We start from the raw sequence: 21,836 nt of genomic DNA, 5'->3' as shown, positions 1-21,836 counted from the left end.
TTTTGGTATCGCATGTAGAAAATGCAGGATGCAATCTCCCTTCAACCAATTTGTATCTATTTTGTTTGTGCAGGAACCTGTTAGCACCTAAAGCGTTGAAGGCGCTTTAGTCTAGAGGACGTGCCCCATAGATAAAAAGACAATATAAACCTGATTGATTGGAACGATATCTTTACTTAGTTATTACTTGGTCTTTTCCACAAATAAGAGCAAACTCATCGCGCAAGTTGCGTCACGCAACCTGCGTGATGAGCTTTTTAGCTCGGAGAAGGAATCAAGAAAGGTTTGCCATTAATGCACAGCACACTCTTGGACAAAAACAAGTCAATGACTTTGCTAACTTAGCAACGTATGAATTAATTCAAGTATGGCAAATTGCTATGTCACGTATTCAATAGCCTAGTTACAAAGTGTCTAGCAAACCGATGGCTATTCAAGGAGCGCCAATCACATTACTCATTAGCAATCTTTGAATAATCTATTCCTTTAACAGAAATGTATAGTTCAGGACGATCGTCCATTATCTTGTTTGCGACGCTTTGTAGCCAAGCCACAGTTTCATCAAGGTTCATCCGTTCTTTTGTCTCTGGATTTTCCCATTGGCGAGCCTCTCTCATGGCAATAAGAAGGCAGCCAACATAACATCGTTCATGATTCAGATAGCGACCAACTAACTGATCTACTAGTGCGACTTTTAAATCTGAGCCGCTCCATTTATGTCGATTGTCATCGAGCTTTAGCTCAAGTGAGGCATACTTATCGATGCCGCTAGGATGTAGCCTAATATCAGTTCTCTTTTCAGAGGCTACAACCGCTTCCTGTGTTGCAGTATAGGCACCTTTACTATTCTGATTCAGCCAATACGAAATAAAGCGGCGAAGCTCTGTCTCTCCATTCACCTTTCTAAGAGTGTCAACAATACTCTGCTCATCATTGAGTAGGTGGTGTTCAAAATCATCTAAGCGATTATTTAATACTGCAAATAATGAAGCGTCATCATAGGGGAAGTAGCTCAATTCTTTATCGAACTTATTGAAAGCAGCTACACTCATGGCGTGAGGTTCTGAAATTCTAGCAGCAAGTTCTACAGCCATTTGTTTCAATCGGCTCGACAGATGGCTGAATTCATTAAGAGAGGATAACTCATACAGGACTGATATTGCGCCAACCACATGAGTTCTTGAGAGACTTTCGAGTAAATAGCTACGTGCTTGTTCAGCATAATCTCGTGCATTGGGCGTATATGTCCCTCCTTCACGAACATTATCTTCGCTTGGTTTCACAACTTGGTAGGAGCGAATCACTAAGTCTCGCAAAATCGCCAGCCTACCAATAGGCTCAATGTCTTCAAATGTTGGTTGTTTACTTCGATGGCGATCACCAAATACCGCCGAAAATAACGCAACAGCACTTTTACTTTTCTCTACACTAGAGATATCACTTGTGAACTGCATGACCCTTTCGCAAGCCTTATTCAAGTCAAGGGGGGCTAAGAGGGCTACCCATGAATTTCTCTCATCAGTTGTGATTAGGGCGGTATCGAAATGATTATCTATCAAACTCACAAGAGCCACTTTAGATTCTTCTGAACCATGTGCAGCAACGAGTTCAAAGGCATACTTCAAGTCGCTATGGGGGCCTTTCTCCATGACTCTACCAATTGCATCAAGCTTGTTCATGATGGCATTTATGGTACTGTTCTTAATAAGTAGAGAACCAAAATAAAGAGCATCATGAAAGATGGGACACTTTCCTGACTCTCTGAAGCTGTCAATTTGAGCTTGTGTTTCATAAATAAAGACTTCTTCAACAGCAGCAGTGTGAACTATTTCTAATTTAAATAGAAAATCAGCAAAACCATTTAGCTCAATTGTAGCGATTTTGACCGCTTTTACCGCCTCGTTGTGAGATAAGCTCTCTGCCCAATTTGGCTTTTCTGAGCAACATTTAACGGCAGCAAGAGCCATCAAACTATCATAAGAAAAAGTGTTCTTAGATTCCTCGCTTCGTTCGGTATATAAGGGAACGTCAGCTTTTCGCCAAAAAGCTGACAATTTTGGTCGCAAAGCCTCAAGAAAGTCAGTTGAGAATACTTTCTCAACAAGGCTAGAATCCCATGCCCCCCACGTTCTAATTTCCTCTGCTTGCCGCAACATCTTAAACAGGTTGTAGAGAGTATTTTCAAGATCATCATCATTTAAATGAAAGCTCTCACTACTTAAAACTTCTTCTCTCCATGACTGCCAATCATTAATTCTTTTAGCTTCATCCTCTTCATATTTTAACTTCCGCTTTTGATTCTCAATTTCATATTCACTTGGCTGCATTGGGGGCGGATTAAGCACTCTGTCAAGTACGTTGAGGTATTCATCATTATCAGATACCTGCTCTAGCATAGCCTCCGTCAATTTCGGATTTTCTCCACCTTTTACAAACTGGATAAGCTTCTGAAAAGCTGCATCTTTTTTATTTTTAGAACCATTGCTAACAAAGGCACTCATTAACCAATCTAAATCACTGTTACTAAAAGGAGATAGCACGTTGTCGTAATCAATTAAGTAATCACTGTGAATGAAGTTTTTGTTATCTTCCAATTCTTCGACAATACTCAAACAAGCCCAGTAGTAAGACTCTCTTAGTACAGTCTCTTTAGACAACAAATGCTGCAAATTCTTGGTTTCAGAGCTTGCGATAATGCTGGTTCGACGCTCTCCAAAATGAAAAGCAATAGCGAGACACCATGCCCATTGTTGATAATCCTCTGGATCTGAAGGTACTGTTGCAAAACAAGAATAAATTACGGCGTCAGCAAAGTGATCGTACTTTGAGTGTGCTTGATAGACTCGGCAGTCTTCTTCACGGTTACTCCATATGGATTGAGCAAAACTATCCCTAAGCTTGATTCGTTGCTCAACTGTTAGTAACCCTGATTTCACGGCCTCAAAAAGCTCATAGCCTAACCCATGTACATTGTTGGGGACTTCTTTTAGGGTCTGGGCAAGAGTTAAGAAATCGACTTCCGTAATAGCTTCTGGAATAAGGTGAGATATGATGTTGCGAACCAACCGTTCGGGCCACCCACCCAGAATCACTGCCTCTCCAATTTTTTGCTTCTGTTCTATGCTTCCGAATTCAAGCACACTCCATGCCGCATATGATCTATGTTGATAAGGCAATTCGTCATCAAATACAGCTTCCAATGCCAAATCAGTACAATCATGCATCGGCGTCAAGTAGATAAGCTCTAAAAGAAGCTCTCGTGTATCGTATCCAAAATAAGCTTGTTGCCATAGTTCGCGTACAACAGGGGCTAATTCAGGCGTTGATACACGCTTTAGTTCGGGATGACCAACACCTGCGCCACACCACGTACTACTGTTCGCGAATTTTTCAACATATTTACAAACAAGCTCTTCGCGATACTCAATCGGCAACAATGCAGGGATACCCTGACGGAACATTAACGATGGTGCTCGAACTTTAACTTCAGAATAAATGTCGGGATACCACAGAGCCATCCAAGCCGTAATAGGCTCCATACTGGGTATGAGAACTTTCTCATCTTTTATATCTGAAAATAGCAGTCCAAATAATTCTCTTGTCTTGAGTCCTTGCTCTCTCAGTTTCTTCAAGCGCTGGGCAGCTAAGTATTCCTGAGTAGCTCTATGATGGAATCGAAACGCATTTACACCCGTCGGATCGAAAAGAGGCTTTCCAAGTAGCTCTAATCGTTCTTCATAAGTCCAATCGGTGAGTATCTCACCAATATTAATAACATCAATTTTACTAGCGGAGAATTCTGAATGAATGGATCTCCGATTCATCATGAAAAGAGCCAAGGCTAGACGCTCCGAGCCTTCGATCGCTTTTTCTTCAGTCAACGAGTTTCTTTTTTTATCGGAGGCTTCTCGAACTTTCTGCTTAATTCCAAATTGAAGTTGCTCTTCAAGGTTCCCTAACTTCCCTTCAGCAATAAGCTGATTCAGAGCCGAAATAATTTCGTAAGGTAAACGATAAAGGTGCCACAGTTCCTTTTCTTCCAAATAATGTTCGAACGCTTCTGCTTGATTGGGTGCATACGACCTAGCAAACTCCAAAGTTTCATGTTTGGTGAAGGGAAGCAGCGTTAGCACTTGGATAGGTTCATTTGACAACTTATCATCATGTGTCTGCTTGCGCTCATTGGATCTTTTGCGAGAAATAATGGTGGTGAATACCTTCTCACCATCTAGAATTTCTGTCTCATTCTCGTGATGACTCTCTTGAACCACTAATGAAGAAAGCGCTCCATAATCTAGCTCCTCATTCCAGTCATTTGGTCGACAGGATATATAAAACCTAGAACGAGAAAGAGCACTCCCTATGGTTTGTTTAATTTTCCTAAAAGCTTTACGAAGTGTACCTTGGCGTAATTTAAGTTCGTCTACAGCATCCAAAAAGAAGACCGCATTATCCATGGAAGCATCTTGCCAACGTTCAAAATCCTGCTCTTCCTCAACGGTTATTACGTCAAGAAGATCATGATCCTGAAGCAACTCTAAAGGCACAAAGAATGAAAACTGATTATTAGCCTTTAATAACTGGTGTTGTCGCTTAAACTCATGTGTTTTACCGCACTTTCCCTCACCCAATACAACGACGCATTGACTGCTATCGATATCTTCCCACCGTATTCCTGTTTCACGCTCTCCCCAAAAAGATAGAAAGTCGGAATCCGCAAGGTGTTTTTCGGAAGGAGGGGAAAATCGGCGTGTAGTAGCCACATGTGTATCAGTCATACTCTTCGATGTTCCTGAAATGAAAGGGGTTACCGAATAATATCCTCGCATCACCCAAGATTGTCTAGTTCAACATCGCTGATTTTGATAAGGTCATGATATGAATCGCTATGAGAGTCGAAAATAACCACACCTATCTCACCAAATATTCTTTGCGCGAAGGATAACACTAACTTGATGTATAGAATCCACAGCCCTGTTACCTATAGCGATTACGCTCAAAGTTGCATTTGGTTCTCAGCATAAACTAAAGTAATCCAAATTTTGAAAGCGACAGTTAATAAAACTGTTACGCAAAATCATTTTGGGGCAGAAGTGCTTCATAGTGATTTTTGCAGCAGGCTGTTGCAAAATTGGGGTTGGAGTTTGTCCAACAGCCTGTTGGACATTCGATGAAGCAAGCGATTTCCTAATTGTGCAGCAGCTTGCTGCACAAATAAATCTCATGTTGGTTTCATGCGCTCTAAACACGTCTTGGGGCATAAATGAGCCAGCACAGATCTAGCTGGCTCGAAGATGGACAGAAGCTTGTTAGTGCTTTTGATCTAACTTGCTAAGCTCGGATTAATAAAAATATGGATAACACTCATAGCAAGGACAAAATTACTGGACTACGGAAACTTTCTCCCTACGACTTCTTAGATTCATTTTTATACGCAACTCTAGTAAACTAATTAGGCTATCTCTGGTAGCCTAATTAGCTTCGTTGTTAGTCATCGTCAATATCATCAAAGATGCTTCTTGTGCCGTATTTTTCCTCAGGAGGGGTCACCGTACCAAAGGATCGAGGGCTTACTTTCGGTTCAGGAGGTTCAGACTCGGCAATCCACTCATTAACGAGCTCTAACTCGCGCTCAATGACTTTGACTATATCTTCATTTTCGCTAAATTTATTCTTCAGTATGTCAAGCGTCTCGAGCATAGTTTGCATGTGCTCGTCCGGTTCCTCAGAAGAATCATAATTGTTCTGAACATTCATCCGCACACTCGTCAAATTGGGTAACAAGTTGCAGCGAACGGTCTCCATAAGTTCATCGAATTCACTCTCAGTAAAAACGCTTCTTAAACCAGAGTTGTCCAAAGCGTATAAGTCTTCACCCTCGATGGCATAATTACTGACCGTCTCGACAAATTTCTTCCGATTACCTTCGGGCAGAAGATCAAACTCATGCAGGCGTATAACAAGGTCAACTTCGGGGACCACACTGAGACTTAATCCTGGTTCAGATATATGCTCTAGGATATCTGGAGCTTGCGCTATATGCATCTCCAAGAATTCTTTCGAGCAGCGATTAGCAAGGAAGCGGTAGAGCGCCCACCTAGCACCCCACGACGATAGCCATTGCACCTTGTATTTGGCACTTTTGGTGAACTCATTTAACCTATCTATCATCATTGTGAACAATGACTTGGGAACAATTACTGCCTTTTCAATACCGACATTGCCACATGTGACCTGTGATAGTAGGTTTTCAGTTGAGCTTCCACTTAAGAAAATTCCGAGCAAGTCAGCGCTGAAAGATAGCGTTATCGCGTAAGCATCTCCAATCGTCGGATGCTTGAAGCGCCATTCTGGTTGGTCATCAGTCTGCACTTGCGTTACAAGACTACCATTTAGTGCAGTCAATGCCTTGATACATTCCCCTAATGTACTGCCGAGGCGCTCCAATGCCAAAGTCTCAAATTTCTGTAGCATGATAGGGCTTTCTAGATGGCCTTTTCTCATATAGATTAAGCCGAGTGCGGCCTTGTCATTAACATCCAGCCCTTGGAGCACTTCAAGAAGAAGCTGCTCGCGCTTATCTACAAATTCCCCCAAGTGATATTCACTCATATAGAGGTCCTTAGTAAATAAAGGCTCAGCGATTCGGCGTGCTGTTTCTGGAATGAAGCGTGAATGCGCTGCAATGTACTCAAGATACGGCTTTATTGAATTGCGAAAGGCAGCGGGTTGTTTTCCGAGCTTCAAATGGTTGTAAAGGATCTGCTGCCTTTCAAGATCTGATAGTTCATGAACATCGATTACAACTTGACTCTCACTGATTAGTGGAAAAGTACTTTCCTTTAGGTCTTGGCGAGCACGATTGTAGATATAATCCCTTGAAGTCATAACGACCTTGACTCCTTGGCGTAACATTGCCTTAATCTGCGCAAGGGAATGATTCCATCCGTGGACCAAAGACGACTCATACTGAGTAACACCAAAAGCATCATCAATCCAAAAGAATTGAGTGGGCTCTTCTACATTCCAATGCTCAACGACCTTTCCTGGATCGTCTAGTTTGAGAACGGATGAGCCCCATTTATCTGCGGCCGCCATTGCTAACATCGATGCAATAGTCGTTTTACCCGCAGCTGGTTCACCTATGAGTAATACAAATCCATGCTCATCAAGAGCATCAACTGCTTTTCGGTATGAACCCGTAACGACAACCTTAGCCAAATCTTCTCGTAACGATTCCAGAACTGAACGAGCTTGAGCGTAAGCTCGTTCATCCAGAATTTGACTGAGATCTCCCAAACCATATATGCGAGGGACGAGCATCCGAAGCCGTGTGTTTTCTTTGATTTGATCCTCGATCCATGTAGAACCAAAAATCAGAATGTGCTTTACCCCGGCATCAAGCAGCTCTGATTTTATTAACGATTCTTGATTGGCAGACACCCCTGCGTTAGTCATCAAAATATAAACATCGCAAAAATCATCAGCGACTAGCTTGCGAACTTTAGGTATTTCATCCGACATGCTGGACTTCGTGAGATAAAAAGAGGGTCTATTTGTAAACTTGCACTGAATCACAAATTTTCCACTAAGATGCTCTCCTGAGGAGGGTGTCCAACTACCAGCAAAAGCACCATCCCGCCCAGCATCGTTTGAGTCTAGAAAGGACTGTACCGTTTGCCCAAGCACTTCTCGAGTGATTGTAAGGCAAAGCTGTTGGAAACTATTCCATCCAAGAAGGTGTAAGTCGTACATATTAATCCAAATCAAGGCTAAGAAACTAAAGGGCTCAGCAATCCCTTGTCCCCTTGTTGGGGATTAACGTCCAGTTGTGAGGCGCACAAAGCTATAAACACTTTACCCACTGTAAACTAAAAAATGTCTCGCGCTGTAAGCCCCTCTTGAACCGTTGTATGAATAACATCTTCTTTTCTTGCTGCCTAAATTGACTAAATTCGAAAAAACAGAGCTTCTATACACCAATATTATGATTCCAATAACTCTGAAATACCTGAATACAACATGTATAAACGATGAGCTGACATATCTAAAATTGGTTCATACATAAACGAGTTCAGGTGAATATTTTCTGGTGTCATTAAGTTAACTTGATCCAACAAATTTATGGTCTCACCTTCATCTGGGAACAAGTCAGCATACTTATCAAAGAGTTCGCGGGTTTGGTTTGAAGAGATAGAATTAACAAAGGCTTGATCAGCAATTTGGGCAATCATAAACTCTTCAGCTTTAAGCCTAATAGCCATTGCCAAAATAACTTTACATTCAAGCTCGGGGGACTCATTGTCAGCAGTTACTAGCGTATCACTTTGCTGAACAATTTTGTTGATGACAAGTTCATCTCCATCTGGCAGCGTTAATTCAGACTGATCAATAAACACCTCTCGGAAGATCGCTTGCACATCGCTTACTTTGATGTCTCTGCTATCAGGTTTTGAATGTAGTAATGAAGTAAGCTTAAGAAAGTGCTCTTCGTGACCGCAATACTCGGCAATGTTCCTGGCAAATGGAATACTTGCTAGCATGTAACTTTCGTTGTTATGTAACCTTTGTTTCCAAGCTTTAAATACATCATTTTGATACATCTCTTGCTTGATACTTATGCTGTTTGGTGACTTTATCGCCATTAGTCGATTCTGACGTTTTACACCTAAACGACTACTGATGATTCGGTGAAAGTCAAAGTTGTGAGTAAGCAACAGCAAGTGGAAGTGGGCATTCTTGGCAATGTCGCGCAGGTACTCAACAATGGCATACTTATTTTTGTAGTCGAACGAGTCAGCTATATCGTCGATAATGACGAGTGTAGGCCGAGTATTCTGCTTCCGTACTTCAATTTCAAACAGTACATTAAGAATGTAGAGTGCCCGCTTTTCGCCTTGGCTTAACGCTGCGATCAGGCTTTCTTGGTTCACTTGTTCAGTGTCTCCACGACCATCGTCAAACTCAAACTTGATCGTAGGAGCTACATTATTGAGGATCACTTCGTCCTGATTATCGACGCTTAACTTAAATGGCACACTGAAACGCTTGTTAAAGGTATCTACAACAGTTTCCCACGTTGTTTTTTGCTGTTGAGCCTGATGAATAATGTTTCCAACCAACTCTTGATTTTGCTTGTAGGTACCAACCAAATCTTCCCAAAGGGTTTGTTGTGACTGTAAGTAGCCCAAAATCACTTTCTGCTTAAGTAAAGACAGATTTTGATATTCTGGCAACAACTCTTGGTGTTCTGCGATGAAATCACGAAAATCTTGAGTATCTTTATTTTTCAGCTTTCCGTCTACTTTACTAAATTTTTCTTTTAGTTCAGGGCTTTTCAGAACTTTATCCTGCTCATCTAAAAGTAGTTGGTTTAATTGATCCTTTGACGTAACTTCCTGCTTTTCACCTTTAATAGACAAGTTCACGCTGTGCGAAGCTGTAAAGAAACCCGAGTCACTCAGGTTTTTTGATACATTACCTGCTTTCTGGTGATTAAAGGTTTTCGATAAAACGGTAGATTCTTGAATGAGCTTGTCATAAGTATCAACGTATTCTGCGAGCTCTTGATTGAAATCACCTGACGAGATTAGTTCAATCACTTTCGGGTTAAATAAGCTACCATACTTAAACGCTTTATAATGGCTATAATCCGGATGTTCTTGTTGGCACAACTCGGTGAGCAACTCTAGTAGGTGTTTTTCTGGTCTACTGAAAGCTTCACAAATAAGCTCTGGGATAGCCTTAGCCTGCTTGCCAGAAAATTTTACCAAGGCTTTGATTAACGCACTCCGTTTATCATCAACTTCTTTTAATGCCAGGTCATACTGTTGCTTTAAGTTCTCATCAACCAGTAAAGTCGATAACTGCTGAGAGCTGTAACTTTCATTGTAGGACTCAATAACCATAACTTGCTCAGCTTCAATACCCACATCATCGATCTGTATATCTCTTGTAGTGGTTCGCTCTGGAAATATTAAATCCTTGGTCTCTTTTTCATTCTCGATGTCTTTAAACGTTTTGGCTAGCGAGGTCTTGAGTGTTCCATTGGGAGCGTACAGTGAGTTTAATCCATCATTGCTATCCGACTTTGTAAAATCAAACTCTTTCGACAACTGGTTGATACCATAACAGTTGATTAGATCTAGTTTTAGTTTCATAGTTCTTCCCTGATAACTCCTTTTTGGCACAAAACAGGCCATTAGATGTCTAATTCCATTGGCAAAAATATAACATTGAATGCATAAGTCAGGACGTGATGTAGGTCGCAAGAAGATGCGAGTGGTGGGAGTTCGAGGATAAAGGCAAGAGGTTAGGGCTGGCTGAAATGCAAGTATATTACCTTAGAATAACTAATCGTACAGAATGCAGCTGTTAACACGCAATGGGGCATAAGTGTGCCAGCAGTGATAGTTCTGGCACATCTCTGGACAGAAACGAGTTACGATCCTAGCCCCGTTACACTTTGAGTGTGAAAGCGCGTTACTTGAACGGCGTCACAACTGAAATTTCACTCAATAGCTCTTGCTGTAGATCAAACACCCTGAAACGTAGCCTAGCGTTTTCAGCCTCTAACTGTTTTCGGGCTTCAATGGCATTGTCTCGTTGAATCCTATACTTATCTTTCAACTCATTAGCTTTTTTCAGTTGCTGTTTTAGCCTATCAAGCTCAGGCAAAGGGGCATCTAGCTCAATATCTAAACCTGTAGTCATCGCCTTATCGCGGTTTAGGTTATATTCATCGATAACAGGTTTGGCGTAGGCCACGAACTCTTTGAACTTATGGACATAGCTATTGCCAAGCTGGGCTTCATTATTGATTCGGTTTAACGTGAGTTTACCCGTTGCCTTAACATGAAGCGGCTTGCCATCTAATAGTCGCTGAAATGCATTAACCAGTAACCCTTCTGCCTTGCAGGTTGCCTTATACTCTACTTTCATGACCACACCGCCTTAATATCATCCTTGAAACTATCAAATGGAAGGCTGTGTTTGGCCAATGTTGGTTCAATAGACTGAATCTTCTTTTTTCTGGCATCCAGAATCAACTCATTGGCATAATCGCCCATATCATTGATTGCCCGGAACGAAGCAATGAGGTTATCCCGCTCCCTCGATAACCTTTTGGCTGCCTTATCCGTAATAACCTTATGCTCACAGGGGGCTTCAACAATATCCATCAAAGAGCAAAGGCGCTCACAATTACGGTTAGTGCAGTACCCCCCTGTAGGAAGCAACACAATGGATTTGTCACCAGACCTTACCAAGGCTAGCAATTCACTTCGGGACATGACAATTTCCTCTCCCTGCGCTAGCCGCTCGGCTTTATTCCGGGCTATGCGTTCACCTTCTGCACCACTTAAAATATTGGATACATTGTAAATCTCATCCCATGCATCAACCGCTGAACTTTCAATGGCTTCATCAAATTCACTCATTAATTGAGTATCCATCAACAATTGGTTAGTACGCGCCAGTTCGGAATAATTCGCATACCAATTGGACATGTTTACATTGCGGTGCTTAAGCTGGTATTTGACTGTAAGCGCATTACCTAATCGGTTCTTCACCATAAATACCACAAAACTTCGCCTCAAATCATGAGGGCTAAACCTTGGTAAACCACCTCCAACCTTTAAGCTTCCTGCGCGGCCTGGATTTAGCAGGTCGAATTCTTCAACATCTTCTATGGTCGCAATAATGCTGAATGCTTTCATATTCAGTCCATCATTACGACCATCAACCTTGTATTTTAGCGATGACCTATTTATGAGTACCTGACGATCATAAGGGATATCAGATGAAACAAAAGCACTCTCGAGATCTTGTAGCATTGAATTATATCGATCTTCGGACATCAGGCCATTTCGATAACCGTCATCCAATCGTTCTAGCGAATACTTTCTCGCAGCTTGAGTGGCATCAAACGCCAACTCCAGAGCCAGTTTTGAGATAGGTGCAGTATTCCATGTTGTATAAATTCTTTCGCCCTTATTTCCCTTGGTAGAAAAACCTGAGACCTTGGGAACAGAAAGAACTGAGTCATCGTAGCTTTCTTTATTCATCGAGAGTAGTTCTTCCTTACGTGCAGCAGAAAATAACGCGATGCAGATAAAGCACATTCTGAGCAATACCCCTAACCAATCACCTCGTCTACTATATGTGAAATTAGGTATGGCATGTCGCTCTGGCATTCTAGCTATAGTGCGATTGATCCGTGCATTAAATGACTTCATTTGTTTTCCGCTTAGGGAATTTACACCTAATGCTTTAAGCTCAGCACTAAACATCTCGTCCTGATAGGTATAAAACTTTTCCATAGCTTCTGAAATCTGATGACGATAGGGGTGGTAAGTTTCCACAAACTGAACAACCGTTAATAAAATCTTGGCATGAATATCCTCAGGAAGTGCTATGGCTTGGCCGTTACCAGCACCAGGAACAACCCACTGAATATACTCTCGCTTGTGAACATACCGCGTTAACAAGCCAAATTTATTAAGTGTGTTGATAACAGAGGCAAAAGTTCTGCATGATTCTTCAGAGCCAATCCCATATAGTTTTTTTTTTGCACCTTTTCCATTCACGCTCACTTGAAAGTAAGCTGAAATCGCTATTTCCCCATCGGTGTGCTAGGTTTTTTAAAACATTCCTATATCTTATCAAAGAACTAACAGATGCATGTGTGCCAGATATTTCCTTTTGAGATTTCATGACTGCGTATAGATAAGACTGAATATCCTTTCGGTAATTTTCATTGATATGGTCAAATGCGATTGTTTTTTGGTTCTGATTAAGAGCGTGAAAATACCATTCATTATCGAAAACACGAGATTCTCCATTACCTTTAGAGTTAAATGTCACGTATGGATTTTCAGCGAGTTCTTGATGAAGCTGTATAAGCTTTTCAGACATAGGCTACCCCTTAAAGAATTGGCTTGCGCTGGCTCGATCTTGGTAAAGCGGGTGGTAATCGCTGTCATCCACCTTTTGTTTTGCTAGAGCGTAATTTTGGGGTGCTTTTTGTTTTAGCCTGATAAGGACTTTTTTCAACATCCCCTCCACCACAAAATACTCATCCTTCGGTGTGGAATTACTTGCCACCATCTCTTTGAGGTCTTCGATTTGTTCTAAAAACGATAGCATCAACCAGATATCATTTTCTGAAGCCACCAATTTATGGCTCCCACAATCAAAGCAGGCAAGAAAATCTGTGCAACGCCCTGTATCTTGGGAAAAATCAATCCCCAACTGCTTCATGCGCCTTGCTTCTGCAATAAGTCTCTCTGGTGTTGGTCCTGCGCACTTGATCCCACTGGGCGTGGTCATTAATGGCTGCTCTTGGCTTTCATGGTAGCGCAATTTCTTATAATCATAATCAGACAAAATATCGCTGTGCATTACCTTGGAGCCTTCAATGGCTTTACCAACCTCCTCACCCTTGGCAATAGCACTTAACGCACCAAACGTGGCATTTAGGTTATTATCATGGTCAGCCTGAACGCCGCTAGAGTAGCGTTTGGCGATAACATTCATGGTATTATTCAGCCCCTGTGACACTAAGAAGATATCTTCAGTTACTCGCATCAATACATCAGATTTAGTCGCTCTGAATCGACTTGTAGAAACTTTCAACCCTGTTATTTTTTCCAGTTGTATATTTATCGTTTCAACACTTGAACCATGACTATTGAAAGTCAAAATCTCACCACTAGTATTAAAGAAAGGGCATAACGGTAAGTTATTTGAAAACGGAATTCCTAGTAATTGGTACATCACTTTAGATGTTTTTAGCCATCTAGTAACCACCTCTTTAGTTCGTAGGCTAAAGCCAGCGCTATTATCCAAATTTTTATAACCTGCCCTGGACTTTTCACCATCAAAAACAAACCGGCCACTACCAATACCTTTAAATGACACATCTTTATGTTTTATATTAGCAAGTACCGACGTATTCATACCTGTCAGCATTGAGAATACAAAAAACCAATTACGTGAAGCTTGATTATAAAAATTATGCCTTTTCAGTTGTTCAAGAGATAGAGGGCTCGAGTTTATTGTTAAACTGGTGGGCTGCATACACTTTTTAAATCCGTACCTACTTGCACCAACTCTTTGATTTGTCCACCCCAGCTTTTTTACCCTTTTAGAAAAAAGCTCTTCATCATAGAATGGATGAATATCTAACAACTCATCGTTCTCTATGGCTTTTTGAAAAGAAAGGGCTCCTTTAACCAATAAATTGGATAATGGTTTCAGCTCCGTTTCCACATGAAACGCTTTATTCTCAGCAAGAGGTCTACCAGCGACTCGCGGTAATTTCTTAAGGTCAGGTTCTCTATTCCTTTGCCTTAAGAAAAAAGATAAGCAAGTTTTAATACTTGTCGATTTTGAGACCAGTTCACCTTTATCAGACAACTTATTGAAGTGCTTAATGCAATCTCCCATGATTGCATTACTAAAAAAATCGCCATGATAATTAATACTGTCGAGATATTGGAAATAATCAATAAAGCCAGAAAAAACAGTCTTTCTTGTATTACTATTTGGGAAGTTACTCAGTATTTGGTGAATTTCCCTAACTATATCATCCCTATTCGCTAACACCTCATTGCCTTGTTTAATTTTTTTTAATGTCGGAACATTACGATAGCGTAAGCGATAGGTATATGCGACTCTTCTATTGCCATAAGATAAGACCATGTCTTCAAAACGAAGTGGTATGATAGGTGCGCTTCTCTTTTCTATTGTAATTTTGGTGCGTTTCCGTCCTTGAATCATAATGCAACCTCCAAATCATCAAAAGCACCTATATAATCAAGTACGTCTTCGTAGATTTCATCGGCAGAGGGCATATCCTGTGCAATTTTCAGGTATTCTATCGTCGTCGCCCTACCTTCATGACCTAGCAACGCCGATACCCTATCCAATGCCTCATCAGGTGTGATTGACTGGTTGCCATAATCATTTTTTTTATTTAAAAGGTGGCGGAAGATATTCACGGCAAACGTTGAGCGTAAATTATGTATGGAACCGACAATAGGATGGTCAAGACCTTGAGTTAAATTTGCAGTGTTACGAATTTCCCCCCAGCGCCCAGTAAAGTCTTGTAGCCGTGTAAACATGGGTTTCCCAGATTGGGTAATAAATAGGTATTCCAGTTCGGGGTTAATGGCATCGTCACCCTCAAAGAAATGCATATTACCTGCCTCAACCTGCTCATTACACCATTCTTTGAATTTCTTAAGGCGCTTTTGATACCTGTCCGACTGCGAGTAATCGTAAAGCATCTTCATCAATGCGGCAGGGATAATGGTAACGCGGCTTTTATTCTTCTCTGCGAAGCCCTCAGCCGTCTTTGTGAGTGATTGGTACTTATCACCGACACCAAAATCCATCACAGGCTTTTTAAACACCTCTTTGCCATCCTGAATCATAGTTTCAGGGTTAACAATCTGTCCCAGATGAAGGCTCGCAGCTTCCTCTCGGCGTAACCCCGTATTACGGCAAATCATTGGATGCAGACAAAACTCAATCGGCAGTGAGTGCAGTTTATTATTGTCACCATGACGAACCACCCTGCGAGATTTCATTAATATGGTTTGTAGGATGTTCCATTCACTATTGGTGAATGGTTTTAGGTCACGGCGTAGGTTACTGAGATTTGTGCCGCCACTGCGTGACGACTTAGAAAACTTTATCCGCATATCGGTCGTGTGTACCTGCTTACGTTGGTAAGTTTTCATGCTGGATGCAGACGCCTCGAAATGGATGTTCACTGTCTCAAACTGGAAGGGAGGATTATTGAAGCGGATGCCTTGACGAAGACAGTGTTTATAGAAGCCAACCACACTGCTCATATATTGCCTAGCCGTTGTTTTAGCCAATACATCATCAATAGCGAGTTGCTTTATTCCATCTCGATATTTGTAGGTTAAACGCTCTTGTTTGTTACGGGGAAAAGCACTCCATTCTGGGCGGGGGTCATTATAGAGAGGGTCAAAGTCCTCTTCATCGTATTCAGCGTCCCACTCTGCCTGTTTGTCCAATACGAAGCTGAAGTAATGGGCAAGCCCCTGTGCATCAGTACCAAGCTCAAGCACACCATCATCGATTGCTTTCGACAATAGGAACTCATTGACCATATCTAATGGTTGGTAGCTAATCAGGTTGTCTTTGTCGTCATAACCAGCGACATAGAGTAAGGGAAGTTTCTTGATGGGGATCTGATTGCCATTGGCACGGTAGGTAACCTGGGGTTCGCCATTCTCATCAATGGATACCAATGGTTTCTCGTAAACGAAGTGAGGGATAGGTGAAATCTCTACCTCTTTTCGTATGACATTTTTCTGAATTTCATCGTTATCTGACATACTAAACCTCATGCTGTACATACAACCAATATATACAGCATTCTCAACTCTTAAAGTTAATTGTGAGGTTTTAGTCTATCAGGTAAGTTTTGAATATGGTCTTCCCAATCCACCACATCAATCTCGTAAACAACTTTGTTACGGACACTTTCCCCTGCCGCATGCATTGCGGACTTAGAGCCTGTAATCAACGGATGCCATTCTGGTAAAGGCTGCTTTTCAGCCAACAGACGGTAAGCGCACGTGTGTGGCAGCCAAGTAAAATCGTCGATGTCTTCTCGGGTCAGCTTGGTGCACTCTTCACCCGAAGTGAAACGGTTTGGGTAATCCTTACATGAACACGTTTTACTGTTCAGCCAGCTACAAGCCACATTGGTATAGTAGATTTCATCGGTATCTTCATCCATCAGCTTATGCAAACAACATTTGCCACAACCATCACAGAGAGATTCCCATTCCTCTTCTGTCATCTGCTCTAACGATTTACTTTGCCAAAATGGAGTGCTCATACTTCAGGTCTCACCAAGGGAATTTAGGGGGCGATTTATACTCTTCTCAACGCAAAAGTTCAAGTTTTGAGAAGATCTTGCATCCTTCCCACATAACGGTGGAGATATTCAACTACTTTCGTTTTACTGTTCTATCCTTAAACAAGTTTCCATTACTCAATTGATCAAGAAGGCATTAAGGAGTTTTCATGGGTATTATTTCTTGGATTATTTTGGGCTTAATCGCCGGCGCACTTGCTAAATGGCTCATGCCAGGAAAAGATGGGGGCGGTTGGATTGCAACAATGTTACTTGGTATTGCAGGGGCATTTGTAGGTGGCTTCCTTGGCGGCATTCTCGGTTTCGGCGGAGCAACTGGCGTCAACATTGGTAGTATCATTACCGCAACACTAGGCGCATTTATTCTGTTGTTTGTTTATAACCGTTTCTTAAAATAATCACGATGATTTAAAAGCAAAAAACCAAAAAGGGAGCGTAATGTTAAGCGCGCCCTTTTATTTTTTTCTTTCTTCACTCTTCCAATCCACGTCAAAATGACCATAATTGCCCCCTTAATTTTTAAGAGGTTTACATTATGGATTGTCGATTAGGATGTGGAGCGTGCTGTATTGCGCCAAGTATCTCTTCACCAATACCTGGAATGCCCAAGGGCAAACCTGCAGGTGTTCGTTGTGTACAACTCAACGACGACAATTTGTGCAAGCTATTTGGTAAGCCTGAACGCCCAAAAGTCTGTCACGATTTTAAACCGTGTCCGATTGTATGCGGCAACACCAATCAAGAAGCACTCGACAACATCACTGAATTAGAACAATTGACGTAATGCGACTCTAGACCACACGTTTAAAGTTAGTACCTCGGTTGTTTCTCTCCGAGGCAGTAATCAAAGCAAACTCAAGATTTAGCACTCCCCCCCTCAGCCTTTTATCTCACCCTTGAGAACTCTTGCCACATAGCGTTCCATTTGCGGTTTTTGCGCGATCTCCCTCACAATTTATTGACAATTCTCGACTATGTTCAGCGGGTCATTTAATTAAAGATCAGGAAAGAACATGAATAAGTATTTGGCTGAGGCTTTTGGCACGTTCTGGCTAGTGTTAGGCGGCTGTGGTAGCGCGGTGTTGGCTGCGGGTTTCCCTGAAGTGGGTATTGGTCTGTTGGGCGTTTCTTTGGCATTCGGTTTAACCGTTCTGACGATGGCATTTGCTATCGGTCATATTTCAGGTTGTCACTTGAACCCTGCAGTGACAGTTGGCCTTTGGGCTGGCGGTCGTTTTGAGACAAAAGACGTTGCTCCCTACATCATCTCACAGGTGATCGGCGGGCTTATCGCAGGTGGCGTGCTTTACGTTATTGCATCTGGACAAGCAGGATTCGATGTTGTGGGTTCTGGCTTTGCCGCCAATGGTTATGGTGAACACTCTCCAGGCCAATACTCGATGATCGCTGCACTTGTGACTGAAGTTGTCATGACGATGATGTTCCTGATTGTCATTATGGGTGCAACAGACAAACGTGCGCCACAAGGCTTTGCACCTATCGCAATTGGCCTGTGTTTGACTCTCATTCACCTGATCAGCATTCCTGTCACCAATACGTCAGTAAACCCTGCTCGTAGCACGGCAGTCGCAGTATATGTGGGTGACTGGGCGGTTTCTCAGCTATGGCTGTTCTGGGTTGCGCCTATTGTGGGTGGCGTGCTTGGTGCGGTTATCTACAAAAACCTTCTTAGTGAAGAATCGAACGATTAATCGTTCCCAACTCCCAAGATCAAAAAAGCCGCTGAGTTCAGCGGCTTTTTATTAAATTCTGTGTCGACCTAATAGCGAATGTGACAACGTCGTGCCATCAACAAGCTCTAGCTCCCCACCGACAGGCACACCATGCGCGATGCGGCTGGCATCAACTTGGTGCTCTTTACATAGCTCTGCGATGTAATGGGCAGTGGCTTCACCTTCAACTGTTGGGTTTGTCGCCAAAATCACTTCGGTAATATCACCGCGACGTAAGCGGTAATCAAGGACATCCAATCCAATATCACTTGGACCAATACCATCTAATGGCGACAAATGCCCCATAAGAACAAAATACCGACCAGAATATTGGCCTGTTGCTTCAACGGCTGCGATGTCTGCCGGGCTTTCTACCACACAAATTTGACCATTTTCTTGGCGTTTTGGGTTGGTACAAATGTGACAGACTTCTTCTTCGGTGAAGGTTCGACACTCAGTACAATGACCTATTTCTGTCATTGCCTGACTAAGCGCATCTGCAAGCTGCAAACCGCCTTTTCTATCGCGCTGTAACAAATGAAAGGCCATACGCTGCGCTGACTTGGGGCCAACCCCAGGTAGACAACGTAAGGCCTCCATCAATTGTTCCAGCATATGACTGGTACGCATTAAAAGTCCGCTTAATTAAATATCAGCAGATTAGAATGGCATTTTCATACCTGGTGGTAGTTGCATACCGCCAGTTACAGAAGCCATTTTCTCTTTTTGAGTTTCTTCAACACGACGGGCTGCATCATTGAACGCCGCAGCGATCAGATCTTCAAGCATTTCTTTGTCGTCTTCCATCAAACTTTCATCGATGTCAACACGACGTACGCTGTGACTACCAGTGATAGTAACTTTAACTAGGCCAGCACCAGACTCGCCAGTTACTTCCATATTCGCGATTTCTTCTTGAAGCTTTTGCATGCGATCTTGCATTTGCTGGGCTTGCTTCATTAGGTTGCCCATACCGCCTTTACCAAACATGTTTATCTCTCTGGTTTAATGAGGTGTTGCATCAATTAATGGGGTTATACCTTTGGGTTTTCAACCCCATTCCATTCGATTATTAGATAGGGCGCACACTATCTTTATCAAGCTCTGCAGCAAAACGACGTTCAATAAATTGAACATTTGGATCGTTTTCTAAACTGTTCAGCGCTTGCTGTAATTTCTCTTGGTAGAGCCTATCTCTCAGTTCAAGTGGTGTTTCTCCACTCTCCCCTATTTCGATGCTCATGTGGCACTCTTCACCTAACACGGTATTAAGTGCTTTGAGCAATTCGGCTTGAGCTCTATCAGTATTCAAATGAGCTTGGCTGCTTCTCAATAGTAACGAAACGGTTGTTCCTTGCTTACTATAATGAGAGTTTAGCGCAAGTTGCTCTACCAGCTTAGGGATCTCCATTAAGCTGATGAGCTTCGCCCATTCATTATGTTCTAATGACTCATCGATGAGCTTTTGTGCCATTTCAGGCGTTTTCTCATGCTCAAGTGCCTGCTTGAGCTGCGTAGGTGTCAGTTTTGTATTTACTTTTGTCTCAACAGGCTTGCTTGGACGCCAGCGATACGCTTCCTCAACTTGTGGCTCCGTCGACTTCGGAGCTGAGTTTGGCGACACCTGCGCGGAATTGCCATGCAATTGCGCTACTCGGTCGATAACCGATTCTGGTTGTGCAGATGCCGCTTTAGGCTTTTTTGAGCCACCATTTTGAGGAGTGTTCTGTTGTAGGCCTTGACGCTGAGAACGTAATTGGTGACGTAAACCGCTTAGACCACCGCGCGCCGGTGTTGAAACGCTCTCTTGCACTTGTTGAGGTGGCGTTTCATGCTGCGGTGCAGGGTTTTCGCTCATCGGCGGCGCCATATCATACTGTGGCGGAACCCTCTCATATCCACTCGCGTGATATTCAGGTTGTGAATTGGATGAAGGTTGAGGCGCCACTTGTGGTGAGCTTTGTGCTGGACTCGGCTGCTGAGCTCGAGGAGCTGCTACTGTCTGAGCTGGTGCAGTCTTTGATTGACTGGCACTTTGAACTGGGGCTGAAGCTGATTCGCAGTTACTGGAAACAACATTTGCCCCATTGTTACTTGATGGGCGGAACGCCATCATACGCAGCACAATCATTTCCAGACCGACTCGCCCATTTGGCGAGAGGGTCAAATCTTCACGACCTTTCAATGCAATTTGATAGTAAAGCTGAACGTCTTGCGGGCTTAGAGCTTTACTCAACAGCTCAATTTTCTCTGCATCTGGTTGTGCTCGGTCTAACGACGCGGGCAACGCTTGATACATCGCAATTCGGTGTAACTGTGTTGCGACTTGCTGCAACAAACCATCCCACTCAACACCATTTGCCGCTAATTGTTGGATTTTATCCATAGCTTGTTGAGGTTTCTTGCTGCTGATTGACTCTAGTAAGTGAATCGCTTGGTCGGTATCAATCGTCCCCAACATGTGGCTGACAATATCGGCTTGCACCGCACCGTTACCTAATGCAATTGCTTGATCAGTCAAGCTAAGAGCATCACGCATACTGCCATCTGCAGCATGTGAAATCATACCCAACGCTTTTGGCTCTGCTGAAACTTGCTCTTGACCTAGGATGTAATCAAGTTGCTGGTGAATATCATCAACGCTGATTGGTTTCAGATGAAACTGAAGACAACGCGACAATATAGTGACAGGCAGCTTTTGTGGATCAGTTGTTGCGAGTAAGAACTTCACATACTCTGGCGGCTCTTCCAGGGTTTTCAACAACGCATTGAAAGAGTGACGCGATAGCATGTGCACCTCATCGATGAGGTACACTTTAAAACGTCCACGAGCAGGTTTGTATTGAACGTTGTCTAACAGTTCACGAGTGTCTTCAACTTTAGTACGTGATGCTGCGTCGATTTCAAGAAGATCGACAAAGCGACCTTCATCAATTTCACGACAAGTATCACACTTACCACAAGGTGTCGCGGTAATGCCGGTTTCGCAGTTCAAGCCTTTGGCAAACAGCCTACCGATACTCGTTTTACCCACACCACGAGTCCCGCTGAACAGATAAGCATGGTGTAAACGGTTTTGCGCCAGTGCGTTTTCCAACGCCGTCAGGACATGTTTTTGTCCGACAACTTGGTCAAACTGATTAGGACGCCATTTTCGCGCTAAAGCTAAATAACTCATTGAA

The 21,836-nt window shown here is 42.6% G+C and carries 13 protein-coding genes and 1 pseudogene; 3 read left to right on the top strand and 11 right to left on the bottom strand.

The features are described from left to right. Positions 1–452: 452 nt before the first annotated feature. The 8 genes and pseudogenes from J4N43_RS04580 to J4N43_RS04545 form a co-directional block, all read right to left on the bottom strand. Positions 453–4,778: an NACHT domain-containing protein gene (locus tag J4N43_RS04580; RefSeq protein WP_031812066.1), complete on the bottom strand. Its 4,326-nt coding sequence runs from the start codon at positions 4,776–4,778 to the stop codon at positions 453–455. 709 nt (positions 4,779–5,487) lie between these two features. After that, positions 5,488–7,524 (bottom strand): nSTAND3 domain-containing NTPase, encoded by a 2,037-nt coding sequence (locus J4N43_RS04575; RefSeq protein ID WP_242013654.1) that lies wholly within the window; start codon positions 7,522–7,524, stop codon positions 5,488–5,490. A 461-nt stretch (positions 7,525–7,985) separates the two neighbouring features. Next, positions 7,986–10,160 carry an AAA family ATPase gene (locus tag J4N43_RS04570; protein WP_029865560.1) on the bottom strand — a complete coding sequence of 725 codons (2,175 nt, stop codon included), beginning with the start codon at positions 10,158–10,160 and terminating at the stop codon, positions 7,986–7,988. A gap of 322 nt (positions 10,161–10,482) precedes the next feature. Then, on the bottom strand, positions 10,483–10,941 hold the full coding sequence (locus J4N43_RS04565) for a hypothetical protein (protein ID WP_031812063.1): 459 nt from the start codon (positions 10,939–10,941) through the stop codon (positions 10,483–10,485). Further along, positions 10,938–12,915: pseudogene (locus tag J4N43_RS04560) on the bottom strand (hypothetical protein). Before J4N43_RS04560 ends, J4N43_RS04565 begins: the two are co-directional and overlap by 4 nt. Positions 12,916–12,918: 3 nt before the next feature. Then, positions 12,919–14,781 carry a hypothetical protein gene (locus J4N43_RS04555; protein WP_158159738.1) on the bottom strand — a complete coding sequence of 621 codons (1,863 nt, stop codon included), beginning with the start codon at positions 14,779–14,781 and terminating at the stop codon, positions 12,919–12,921. Continuing rightward, positions 14,778–16,373, bottom strand: coding sequence for a site-specific integrase (locus J4N43_RS04550; RefSeq protein WP_031812060.1), 1,596 nt, complete (start codon positions 16,371–16,373; stop codon positions 14,778–14,780). Before J4N43_RS04550 ends, J4N43_RS04555 begins: the two co-directional genes overlap by 4 nt. Positions 16,374–16,429: 56 nt before the next feature. After that, a complete protein-coding gene (locus J4N43_RS04545; RefSeq protein WP_017635991.1) occupies positions 16,430–16,882 on the bottom strand; it encodes a YcgN family cysteine cluster protein in 453 nt (150 codons plus the stop codon). Between the two features lie 188 nt (positions 16,883–17,070). Here J4N43_RS04545 and J4N43_RS04540 point away from each other — a divergent pair, with 188 nt between their 5' ends. The 3 genes from J4N43_RS04540 (at position 17,071) to aqpZ (ending at position 18,633) form a co-directional block, all read left to right on the top strand. Then, the gene (locus J4N43_RS04540) at positions 17,071–17,319 is read left to right on the top strand and encodes a GlsB/YeaQ/YmgE family stress response membrane protein (protein WP_005380625.1); all 249 of its coding nucleotides are present in this window, start codon (positions 17,071–17,073) and stop codon (positions 17,317–17,319) included. A 137-nt stretch (positions 17,320–17,456) separates the two neighbouring features. After that, complete coding sequence (locus J4N43_RS04535; protein WP_017820793.1) at positions 17,457–17,705, top strand: YkgJ family cysteine cluster protein; 249 nt, start codon at positions 17,457–17,459, stop codon at positions 17,703–17,705. 229 nt (positions 17,706–17,934) lie between these two features. Then, positions 17,935–18,633: an aquaporin Z gene (aqpZ, locus tag J4N43_RS04530; protein WP_053349564.1), complete on the top strand. Its 699-nt coding sequence runs from the start codon at positions 17,935–17,937 to the stop codon at positions 18,631–18,633. Positions 18,634–18,684: 51 nt separating this feature from the next. Here aqpZ and recR read toward each other — a convergent pair whose 3' ends face one another. The 3 genes from recR to dnaX form a co-directional block, all read right to left on the bottom strand. Next, the gene (recR, locus tag J4N43_RS04525; protein ID WP_005380619.1) at positions 18,685–19,284 is read right to left on the bottom strand and encodes a recombination mediator RecR; all 600 of its coding nucleotides are present in this window, start codon (positions 19,282–19,284) and stop codon (positions 18,685–18,687) included. A 30-nt stretch (positions 19,285–19,314) separates the two neighbouring features. Then, entirely contained in the window at positions 19,315–19,644 is a 330-nt protein-coding gene (locus tag J4N43_RS04520) for a YbaB/EbfC family nucleoid-associated protein (protein ID WP_005380618.1), read from the bottom strand. 82 nt (positions 19,645–19,726) lie between these two features. Beyond that, entirely contained in the window at positions 19,727–21,832 is a 2,106-nt protein-coding gene (dnaX, locus tag J4N43_RS04515; protein WP_053349563.1) for a DNA polymerase III subunit gamma/tau, read from the bottom strand. Positions 21,833–21,836: the final 4 nt, after the last annotated feature.

The organism is Vibrio sp. SCSIO 43009, from assembly GCF_023716525.1.
GTDB classification, from domain to species: Bacteria; Pseudomonadota; Gammaproteobacteria; order Enterobacterales; family Vibrionaceae; genus Vibrio; species Vibrio alginolyticus.
The sequence above is the reverse complement of the archived record's forward strand: the minus strand, read 5'-3'. Positions and strand labels throughout refer to the sequence as shown.

Excerpts from the sequence above, each read along its gene's own strand:
- J4N43_RS04580 (WP_031812066.1), bottom strand. The coding sequence starts at position 4,778 with ATGACTGATACACATGTGGCTACTACACGCCGATTTTCCCCTCCTTCC.
- J4N43_RS04575 (WP_242013654.1), bottom strand. The coding sequence starts at position 7,524 with ATGTCGGATGAAATACCTAAAGTTCGCAAGCTAGTCGCTGATGATTTT.
- J4N43_RS04570 (WP_029865560.1), bottom strand. The coding sequence starts at position 10,160 with ATGAAACTAAAACTAGATCTAATCAACTGTTATGGTATCAACCAGTTG.
- J4N43_RS04565 (WP_031812063.1), bottom strand. The coding sequence starts at position 10,941 with ATGAAAGTAGAGTATAAGGCAACCTGCAAGGCAGAAGGGTTACTGGTT.
- J4N43_RS04555 (WP_158159738.1), bottom strand. The coding sequence starts at position 14,781 with ATGATTCAAGGACGGAAACGCACCAAAATTACAATAGAAAAGAGAAGC.
- J4N43_RS04550 (WP_031812060.1), bottom strand. The coding sequence starts at position 16,373 with ATGTCAGATAACGATGAAATTCAGAAAAATGTCATACGAAAAGAGGTA.
- J4N43_RS04545 (WP_017635991.1), bottom strand. The coding sequence starts at position 16,882 with ATGAGCACTCCATTTTGGCAAAGTAAATCGTTAGAGCAGATGACAGAA.
- J4N43_RS04540 (WP_005380625.1), top strand. The coding sequence starts at position 17,071 with ATGGGTATTATTTCTTGGATTATTTTGGGCTTAATCGCCGGCGCACTT.
- J4N43_RS04535 (WP_017820793.1), top strand. The coding sequence starts at position 17,457 with ATGGATTGTCGATTAGGATGTGGAGCGTGCTGTATTGCGCCAAGTATC.
- aqpZ (WP_053349564.1), top strand. The coding sequence starts at position 17,935 with ATGAATAAGTATTTGGCTGAGGCTTTTGGCACGTTCTGGCTAGTGTTA.
- recR (WP_005380619.1), bottom strand. The coding sequence starts at position 19,284 with ATGCGTACCAGTCATATGCTGGAACAATTGATGGAGGCCTTACGTTGT.
- J4N43_RS04520 (WP_005380618.1), bottom strand. The coding sequence starts at position 19,644 with ATGTTTGGTAAAGGCGGTATGGGCAACCTAATGAAGCAAGCCCAGCAA.
- dnaX (WP_053349563.1), bottom strand. The coding sequence starts at position 21,832 with ATGAGTTATTTAGCTTTAGCGCGAAAATGGCGTCCTAATCAGTTTGAC.